The organism is Deferribacterota bacterium (assembly GCA_034189185.1).
Lineage (GTDB): Bacteria > Chrysiogenota > Deferribacteres > Deferribacterales > UBA228 > UBA228.
Map to the genome: position 1 here is coordinate 1 of JAXHVM010000141.1, position 4,879 is coordinate 4,879.

General features: G+C 34.2%; 4 protein-coding genes. All 4 read left to right on the plus strand.

From position 1 onward, the window contains the following. The first annotated feature begins 141 nt into the window (after positions 1–141). On the plus strand, positions 142–1,329 hold the full coding sequence (preA, locus tag SVN78_08510; GenBank protein MDY6821647.1) for an NAD-dependent dihydropyrimidine dehydrogenase subunit PreA: 1,188 nt from the start codon (positions 142–144) through the stop codon (positions 1,327–1,329). Between the two features lie 192 nt (positions 1,330–1,521). Beyond that, entirely contained in the window at positions 1,522–3,003 is a 1,482-nt protein-coding gene (locus tag SVN78_08515; GenBank protein ID MDY6821648.1) for a CoA-acylating methylmalonate-semialdehyde dehydrogenase, read from the plus strand. Next, complete coding sequence (locus tag SVN78_08520; protein ID MDY6821649.1) at positions 3,000–3,413, plus strand: hypothetical protein; 414 nt, start codon at positions 3,000–3,002, stop codon at positions 3,411–3,413. The genes SVN78_08515 and SVN78_08520 overlap by 4 nt, the downstream gene beginning before the upstream one ends. Positions 3,414–3,416: 3 nt before the next feature. Next, positions 3,417–4,757, plus strand: a complete 1,341-nt coding sequence (locus SVN78_08525) for an aspartate aminotransferase family protein (GenBank protein MDY6821650.1) — start codon at positions 3,417–3,419, stop codon at positions 4,755–4,757. Positions 4,758–4,879: the final 122 nt, after the last annotated feature.

The following is a 4,879-nucleotide window of genomic DNA, read 5'->3' on the forward strand; positions in this document are numbered from 1 at the left end:
AAGCTAATGACAATATACAGGTTATCTCCTCAGGGTCTGAAGAGACCTCAAGGAGTGTAGCAGAGGTAACTGATGCAATAAACAACCTAGAAAAAGAATTTGAGAGACTAAAGAATATGATAGATAGGTTTGAAGCGTAAAATGAAAAATAGCATTGACCTCTCTGTTTTATTTTGTGGTACTAGGTTAGAAAATCCTTTTATTCTTGCGTCAGCTCCACCTACTGCAAATTGTCACTTAATTCGAAGGGGATTTGAGGCAGGATGGGCAGGTGCAGTTATTAAAACTATTAGCACTTCTCCTTCACCTACCTTAAGGCCAAGATTTTTTGCTAATAAAATTAATGATAGATTAACCTCTTTTGGGAATATTGAACAATTGAGCACTAAAAAGCTAGATAGCTGGATCCCTGAGCTTAAAAAGTTAAGATTAGAATTTCCTGAAAAATGCCTCATTATAAGTGTTATGGGGGATATAAATTCAAGTAACTGGATAGATATTTTAGAAAAGACAGCAGCAATTAAACCAAATATGTATGAAATAAATCTGTCTTGTCCGCATTATATTGAAAATGGAAGCTCTTTATCTGCCGGTCAAAGCCCTTCTTTAGCAGCAAATATTATAAAACAAGCTAAAGGAGTAACAGATATCCCTATTATGCCAAAGTTAACCTCCAATGTTACAGATATAACTGTTATTGGTGAAGCGGTAAAACAAGCAGGGGCCGATGCAATTTCAGCTATAAATTCTGTTAAATCCTTACTTGGTATTAATATAGAGAGACAAGAGCCTGAGCCCTCTATAGATGGTTTATCCGCTTTTGGTGGTCTATCAGGGCCAGCAATAAAACCCATTGCCCAAAGGTGTGTTGTTGAGCTTGTAAGAAAAGTGGGTCTTCCTGTATCAGGAATGGGTGGTATATTTAGTTGGGAAGATGCAGTCAGTTTTATTATGTGTGGTGCCACGATATTACAATTAGCAACTGCTGTTATGTTTAATGGTTATCAAATTATTGACTCTTTGACCAGTGGTCTTTCTGATTATTTAAGAGAAAAGGGGTATAATTCTGTGGATGAAATTATTGGTATTATTAATAATAAATTAGTTGAACCATCTAACCTAAAATATAACAGTAACATTTACTATAAAGTAAATGAAGAACAGTGCACAGGATGTAGTACTTGTTTAACTGCTTGTAATGATAGTGGGTTCGAAGCAATAAGCATGAATAGCGAAAAAAAGGCATTTATTGATAAAAATAGATGTGATGGTTGTTCACTATGTTCTTATGTATGCCCTGCAGATTGTATATATCCTGTTTTTTATTAATTTAACCAGAGTGGTTATTGTTTTTAAGAGTTACAGCCTAAAAAGAGTATACAGCATGTTATCTCATTAATTAATAACAGACAAGATAATAGAATTATTTTATATTGGTGTATAATTAAAATACCAAAGAGATGGCCTATTGTAGTTGTGAAGTCTATATAAAATGTTATAATAGATTGATAGGAGCATAAGATGAGTATATATGAAAACCCAATAAAAGAGATAATAACAGTAAAAAATTTTAATGGTGATTTTATTGATTCAAGAGGTGATATGCATAATGTTGTAAATCCTGCTACAAATGAAATAATTGGAAGGGTTCCCGATACAAAAGTTGATGAAATTGACAGCATTGTCGCCAAAGCTCAGTCAGCCTTTATTGAGTGGAGACAAACCCCACCCATTATCAGGGTTAGATATCTCTTTAAATTTAAAGAGCTATTAGAAGAACACTTTGAGGAGCTAAGCAGAATTCAAACCATAGAACATGGTAAAACAATTGATGAATCAAGGGGTGAGACAAGAAGAGGTATAGAGAATATTGAGGCAGCCTGTGCAACAACTATGCTTATGATGGGACATAATTTAGAGGATGTATCCTCCTCTATAGATGAGTTTTGTATATACCAGCCTATGGGTGTTTTTGCAGCAATTACACCTTATAATTTTCCCTTTATGGTGCCCCTCTGGTTTGCACCTTATGCAATTGCAACAGGTAATTCTATTATTATAAAACCCTCGCCACTTGACCCCATCTCCCAGTATAAGGTTGCTGAATTAGTTTTAGAAGCGGGGTTGCCCGAAGGCGTTTGGAATGTAGTTAATGGGTTTAATAATGTAGCAGATAGACTTATAAAACACCCCGATATCAAAGGTGTATGTTTTGTTGGCTCTACTAATGTTGCTAAACATATCTATGAAGTCTGTGGTAAGAATTATAAAAGGGTTGTCTCACAAGGTGGGGCAAAAAATTATGTGGTTATAATGCCAGATAGTGATTTAAACAAGGTTATACCTGCAATATTAACCTCTTTTTTTGGCAATACTGGGCAGCGTTGTCTTGCAGCTGCCAATGCAATTGTTGTAGGGGATGATAAATTTTATAACAAATTTATCAAAGATTTTATCCAGGCAGCTAGTAAGATTACCGTTGGTTACGGGCTAGATAGTGAAGTGCAAATGGGTCCAATGCAAAATATTAATGCGAAAAAAAGAGTTCTAAATTATTTAGAATTGGGGATAAAAGAGGGAGCAAAAATTGAGTTAGATGGCAGAAATTTTAATATAAAAGGGGACTACCCTGATACATCATTTATAGGCCCTACAGTCTTTTCAAATGTTGATCCTTCTATGAAAATAGCTAAAGAGGAAATATTTGGACCAGTGGCTTCTATATTAAGGGCTGAAAATTTTGAAAGGGCAATTGAGATTATAAACCAATCGAATTATGGGAATGCAGCTAGTATCTTTACAAATAATGGAGGCATAGCTAGGGAATTTAGATATAAAGTAAACTGTGGGAATATTGGTATAAACATTGGTGTGCCTGCTCCTGTTGGTCATTTTCACTTTGGAGGCATGAAAGACTCCTTTTTTGGAACATTACATGCTCAAGGAAGGGATATAACAAGGTTCTTTCTAGAGGGGAAGATTGTTATAGAGAGGTGGTTTTGAATACACTTTCTACACTTATTAATAGTGTCATTCAATTTGAAGAGGATTTATCTAATGTCTATAATAAGATTACAGAGGATATTATAATTGATGAACCTTTCTTTGAAAATCTAGAAAAAGAGACGCTAAAAATCTGTAGAAACATTGAGAGAGCTTATAGGGATTCAGTAACTGATACATTAGAGAGCACTTTTTTTCTAAATAATGTTGAGTTGCCACTTATAAGAATTGACGAAAGTGCAAGCGATTATAAAAAAGAAATATTAAAACTAGAAAGTGATTGTGTGCAATTTTATGAGAGTATTACTAAACATATGAAGGATTATAATAAAATCATCTATAGATATTTTGCAAAACTATTAGAAAAACACAAATTATGTTATAATGAATTAAAAGAAATAATGGAGTAATAAATGGACTATGAGGCAATGAAAAGCTTTGTTTGCAAACATACCTTTGGAACCTGGAGAAAACAGAAAGTATGGCAGTCTCCTTTATTTGTTAAAAGGGCAGAAGGTTCTACATTTTACGATGAAAAGAACAACAGCTATATAGATTTTTCTTCACAACTTATGTGTTCAAACTTAGGTCATAACAATAGAGATATTATAGATGCCATAAAAAGGCAGGCCGATGAACTTGCTTATATTGCCCCATCTTTCTTAACTGATGCTACATATAAAGCAGTAAAGGCACTTGTTAGTGTTTTACCAAAAGATCTCAATAACCTATTTTTTAGCCCGTCAGGCACTGAGGCCAATGAGGCGGCAGTGGCTATAATTAGACAATACAAGAGACCTAAATATAAGATTATTTCAAGGTATAGATCTTATCATGGTGCAACAGCAAGTTCAATTTCTCTAACAGGAGATCCTCGCAGATGGTTTATTGAACCCTATAATTTAATAGAGGGAGTAATATTTGCACCTGACTGTTATTGCTATAGATGTCCCTTTGAGCTTGAATATCCAAATTGTGGTATTATGTGCGCAAAATATGTGGATTATATGATAAAAGAAGAAGGGAATGTTGCAGCAATAATTGTAGAACCTGTTGTAGGAACAAATGGTATTATTGTGCCTGTGAAAGAATATTTGCCTCTTCTTAGAAAAATAGCCGATGAAAATGATGCCCTTTTAGTCTTTGATGAGGTTATGAGTGGTTGGTTTAGATGTGGAAGGCTCTTTGCTTATCAGAATTGGGATGTATCCCCTGATATGATTACAACAGCCAAGGGTTGCACATCAGCTTATACACCAGTAGGTATAACGATTACAAGCGAAAAAATAAAAGAATTTTTTAATGATAATTATTTTGCCCATGGTCATACATATGCGAGTCATCCTTTGGGACTCTCTGCAATACCTGCAGCAATTAATGAGTATAAGAAACTAATTGATGGTGACAAACTTAGTATTACTTCGAAATATTTAATGGATGCCCTAAATTACTTAAAGGAAAATCATCCATCAATTGGAGAGGTTAGGGGTCTTGGGCATTTTTTTGCTGTAGAGATCGTTAAAAATAGAGAAAGTAGAGAGCCCTTTAATACAAAATCAGATAAAGCAAAGGGAGTGCCTCTAATGACTGATACAATTGCAGGGCATGCCCTTAAAAAGGGCTTATATATAAATACTTGGTACAATCATTTTGTCGTAGCCCCACCACTTATTATAACTAAAGAGGAAATAGATAAGGCTATAAATATCTTTGATGAAGTTTTAAAAATTGCAGATCGTAGTACATCTGAATAAAAATAAAAATATTTGATGAGGTGAAAGATGCCTAATAAGATAGTAGTAGGTATTTATCAAGCAAAATGGGAAGGCAGTAAAGAGAAAATGATAGATAAACATGAAGCCATTGCTATAAAGGC

Coding starts and splice junctions, on each gene's coding strand:
- preA (MDY6821647.1), top strand. CDS start 142: ATGAAAAATAGCATTGACCTCTCTGTTTTATTTTGTGGTACTAGGTTA.
- SVN78_08515 (MDY6821648.1), top strand. CDS start 1,522: ATGAGTATATATGAAAACCCAATAAAAGAGATAATAACAGTAAAAAAT.
- SVN78_08525 (MDY6821650.1), top strand. CDS start 3,417: ATGGACTATGAGGCAATGAAAAGCTTTGTTTGCAAACATACCTTTGGA.